At 63.0% G+C, this 4,103-nt stretch carries 4 protein-coding genes and 1 pseudogene; 1 reads left to right on the forward strand and 4 read right to left on the reverse strand.

The annotated features are described in order from the left end of the window. The 3 genes and pseudogenes from MOV63_RS32045 to MOV63_RS32055 all read right to left on the reverse strand — a co-directional run. Positions 1 to 181, reverse strand: a pseudogene (locus tag MOV63_RS32045) (uracil-DNA glycosylase); the annotation flags it as partial. 250 nt (positions 182 to 431) lie between these two features. Further along, a complete protein-coding gene (locus tag MOV63_RS32050) occupies positions 432 to 1,724 on the reverse strand; it encodes an Hsp70 family protein (RefSeq protein WP_247039782.1) in 1,293 nt (430 codons plus the stop codon). Between the two features lie 144 nt (positions 1,725 to 1,868). After that, positions 1,869 to 2,759, reverse strand: a complete 891-nt coding sequence (locus MOV63_RS32055) for a LysR family transcriptional regulator (RefSeq protein ID WP_247039783.1) — start codon at positions 2,757 to 2,759, stop codon at positions 1,869 to 1,871. A gap of 104 nt (positions 2,760 to 2,863) precedes the next feature. Here MOV63_RS32055 and blaOXA point away from each other — a divergent pair, with 104 nt between their 5' ends. Then, positions 2,864 to 3,688, forward strand: a complete 825-nt coding sequence (gene blaOXA, locus MOV63_RS32060; RefSeq protein ID WP_258719366.1) for a class D beta-lactamase — start codon at positions 2,864 to 2,866, stop codon at positions 3,686 to 3,688. A gap of 197 nt (positions 3,689 to 3,885) precedes the next feature. Here blaOXA and MOV63_RS32065 read toward each other — a convergent pair. Continuing rightward, positions 3,886 to 4,103: efflux RND transporter permease subunit (locus tag MOV63_RS32065; protein WP_247039785.1), on the reverse strand; the 218-nt coding region annotated here is incomplete at its 5' end.

Below are 4,103 nucleotides of genomic sequence, written 5' to 3' on the forward strand. Positions count from 1 at the left end.
CGACCGGCTGCTGCCGGGCAGACGCCGGCGCTCGCGCTTCGGCCTGCGCTGCCTTCTGGGCCGCAAATTGCGCGAACCGGTCGACCGGCTCATCCTCGACAAGCCACTCGACACCCGCATCCGCATAGAAATGCAGAAGGGCGGCGAGCTCGGGAGCGTCCATGTCTTTGGCGAGGTTCATCGGATTCACACTACAGCATGTGGCGTGGGAGAGGGAACCGGTTTTGGCTCGAATGGGCGACGTCCTGTGGACGGAGACGGAGCGTCTTGCCGATCTCCCCCCTTGAGGGGGAGATGCCCGGCAGGGCAGAGGGGGTAACCTCTCGGCAGATTCATTGGCCGAATGTTTTGCCGCACCGTCGCTACCCCCCTCTGTCACCTTCGGTGACATCTCCCCCTCAAGGGGGGAGGTCAGTGGGAGTATGCCGCCCTCAAGCCGCCCATTGTCCGATATCGTCGCTCTCGCCGATCAGCGCCAAGCCGTGGGCGATCGACAGCAGTTCGCCGCCGGTCTCGATCTTGCTCGCATCGAATCGTCGCGTGAAGATGCTGCGCACGGCCGGCACGAAAGAGGTGCCGCCGGTCAGGAACACCTTGTCGATCTCTCCAGGCGCAGTGCCGGTCTTTTCCAGCACCTCGTCGAGCGCGCCTTCGATGCGGCCGAGGTCCTCGGCGATCCAGCCTTCGAAATCGGTGCGCTTCACCATTTTCCGGCCGGCACGCCCAAGCGGGGCAAAGTTGAATTCCGCTTCTTCCGCACCCGACAGCGCCATCTTGGTCGCCGAAATCGCCTGGTAGAGCGGATAACCCTCGTCGTGGTCGACGAGATCGACAAACAGTTCGAGCTTTTCCGGCTCCAGCGCCGAGCGCACCAGCGATTTGAGGTCGGTGAATTCGCGCGTGGTCTTGAAGATCGACAGCTGGTTCCAGCGGCCGAAATTGACGTAATAACCGGCCGGCACGTCCAGTACCTTGTCGAAACTCTTGAACTTGCTGCCCTTGCCGATTTCCGGGGACACCAGGTTGTCGATCATCCGGTAGTCGAAATGGTCGCCCGCAACCCCGACGCCCGAATGCCCGATCGGGGTGGCGGTCAGCTTGCCAGCCTTGGTTTCGAAGCGGATCAGCGAATAGTCGGTGGTGCCGCCGCCGAAGTCGGCGACGAGAACGGTGGCGTCGCTCTTCAGCGTCTGGGCGAAATAATAAGCGGCCGCGACCGGCTCGTAGACATAGTGGATTTCCGGAAAGCCGAGCCGGGTCAGCGCTTCGTTGTAGCGTTCGGTCGCAAGCTTCGGATCCGGATTGGCGCCGGCGAAATGCACCGGCCGTCCGGCGATCACCCGCGACACGTCGCTCGGCCAGTTGTCGTCCGCGTAGATCTTCAGGCGCTTCAGGAAAATTTCCATCAGGTCCTCGAAGACGTGCCGGCGGGCAAAGACGAGCGTGCCCTGGAAGAGCGCGCTTGCCGCAAACGTCTTGATCGACTGCAGGAAACGACAGTCGCCGGGATTGTCGATGAACTGGCGGATCGCCGCCTGGCCTGCCTCGACCTTCAGCGCCTGCGCCCCCATCACCGGATCCTTCATGAAGGAAAGTGCGGTGCGCATCGAATCGCTCTCGCCGGCGCTGCTGGTGAAGCGCATCGAATGCGTGGTGCTGCCGCCATCCGCCAGTGCCAGAACCGTATTGGTCGTGCCGAAATCAAGCCCGAGCGCCCGTGCCATCGCCGTGCTCCTTTTATCCGTCGAAAATCATTGAACCGAAGCCGACAAGGCTTCGAACGCGAAAAAGGGCGCTTCTGGCACCCCGGAATTTTTGAGAGGGCGGGTGATCGCACAAGGTCGCCGGGATGGCAACCCCCGAAAGCCCTAGATTTCCAACTGCCGCCGCGTCTCCGCCGCCTGTTGCGCAAGCCAGTTGCGGAACATTTCCATGGCAGGCGTCACGCTGCGGGATTTGAGCCGGGTCAGCCAGTAGCTGCCCTTGGAAATGGTGATCGGGAAGGGCTGTTCGATCATGCCGGCGGCCAACTGGCGGGAGAACATCAGGGGAGGGGCGAGCGCCACGCCGGCCCCTTGCATCGCCGCCTCGACCATCAGCACGGAACTGTCGAAGACGAGACCGCGGATCTGCGGCGGGGCGACATGTGCGGCCTCGAACCAGCCCGGCCATTCGTCGGCGCGGTAGGAGCGCAGCAGCACCTGGTGCGCCACGTCTTCCGGGGTCTTGATCTGCCTTGCGATCGACGGAATGCAGAGGACGGACAGCGGCGCCTCGAACAGCGGTTCCGCCTCGATATCGTGCCAGGCCCCGTTGCCGAACTTGATCGTGTAGTCGAGACCCTCGGCGGCGATGTCGACGCGGTTGTTGTTGGTGGAAAGCCTCAAATCGATGAACGGGTATTTTTCCCGGAAGTCGGAAAGCCGCGGCAGCAACCAGCCGACCGCCAGCGTGCCGACCGCCCCGAGCTTCAGCACCTCGCGCACATGCCCGTCTTCGAAGCGCTCCAGCATGGCGGCCATGCGGTCGAAACTGTCCTGCAGCGCCGGCAGCAGCGCCAGGCCTTCCTCGGTGATCATCAGCCCACGCGGCAGGCGACGGAACAGCGTCACGCCGAGCCGCTCTTCGAGCAGCTTCACCTGATGGCTGACGGCGGCCTGGGTGACGCAGAGCTCGATCGATGCGCGGGTGAAGGAGAGATGCCGGGCGGCCGCCTCGAAGGCGCGCAGCGCGTTCAGCGGCAAATATGGTCGAACCATGGCCATGCCCTAATTTGATTCATGCCTGACCGCAGATATCATCGTTTGATTGGGGCTTGCAAGCCGACCTAGAAAAGCCGCGTCACCCCAATTGGAGCACCTCGATGGCTTTCAGAAATTCTTTTCTTCTGGCATTTTCTCTCGGAATTATCGTGACTTTTCTCGATTGCACCTCCGCTGGCGCGGCCGATCCGATCCGCTGCACCGTCATCATCGACGAGGACAGCGGCGACGCGCTTTACCGCCAGGGCACCTGCGATCAGGGCTTTTATCCCCAGTCGACCTTCAAACTGCCTTTGGCCATGATGGGCTATGATGCCGGCATCCTCACCGACGCCCAGAACCCGCGCTGGAAATACCAGGCGAAGTTCGGTGGCCCGGAGCGGGTGAAGAAGGATGTCGATCCGGTGATATGGGAAAAGGACTCGATCGTCTGGTACTCGCAGGAAGTCGCCCGCAAGCTCGGCAAGCCCAAGTTTGCGGACTACATCCAGCGCTTCGGTTACGGCAATCGCGATGTCTCCGGCGGCCCAGGCAATACCGACGGATTGACCGAATCCTGGCTGATGTCGTCGTTGAAGATTTCGGCGGACGAGCAGGTGCGGTTCCTGCGCCGGTTCCTGAATGGCGGCCTGCCGATCTCCGAACACGCCGTCGACATGACGCTGGCGATCGTGCCGCATTTCGAGGCCGGCGACGGCTGGGACATCCAGGGCAAGACCGGTTCCGGCTGGCTGCGCGACAAGGCCGGCAAGGTGGATTACGACCGCCCGCTCGGCTGGTTCGTCGGCTGGGCAATGAAGGACGAACGGCGTGTCATCTTCGCAAGGCTGCTGGTCGATACCAAGCGGTATCCGAACGAGCCGATCAGCTTCGTGGTGCGGGATGGGCTGATCAGGGATTTCCCGAAACTGGCGGAAGGATTCTAGGCTCTCGGCCTGAAGCTGAAAGCGGCCGGGCGACCCCCAAGCCCGACCGCCCAGCGCGTACGCAACACTGCGCTGCGCCACCTATAAGAAGCTTTAGCAGTGGCTAATGCAAACGGAGTCGTCCGTTCAGGTTATCGGTTAAGGTTACCTGCACTGGCGCCCGCCCGCCGGCCCTTTTGGGGCGGCGGTCAGGGGCGTCACTCCGCGGCGATCTGCGTCGGCGCGTCGTCGTTTGCCTCGTGCAGGTCCTTGTCCTTCTTTGACCAAAGCCTCCCGAGGAAGCGGCCGAACCGGTCCATCTCCACGAAGATGACGGGGGTGATGAACAGCGTCAGCGCCTGCGAGACGATCAGGCCGCCGACCACCGCGACGCCGAGCGGCTGGCGCAGTTCGGACGAGGCGCCGGTGCCGAGCG

It is taken from the genome of Neorhizobium sp. SHOUNA12A (assembly GCF_023006505.1).
Classification (GTDB): domain Bacteria; phylum Pseudomonadota; class Alphaproteobacteria; order Rhizobiales; family Rhizobiaceae; genus Neorhizobium.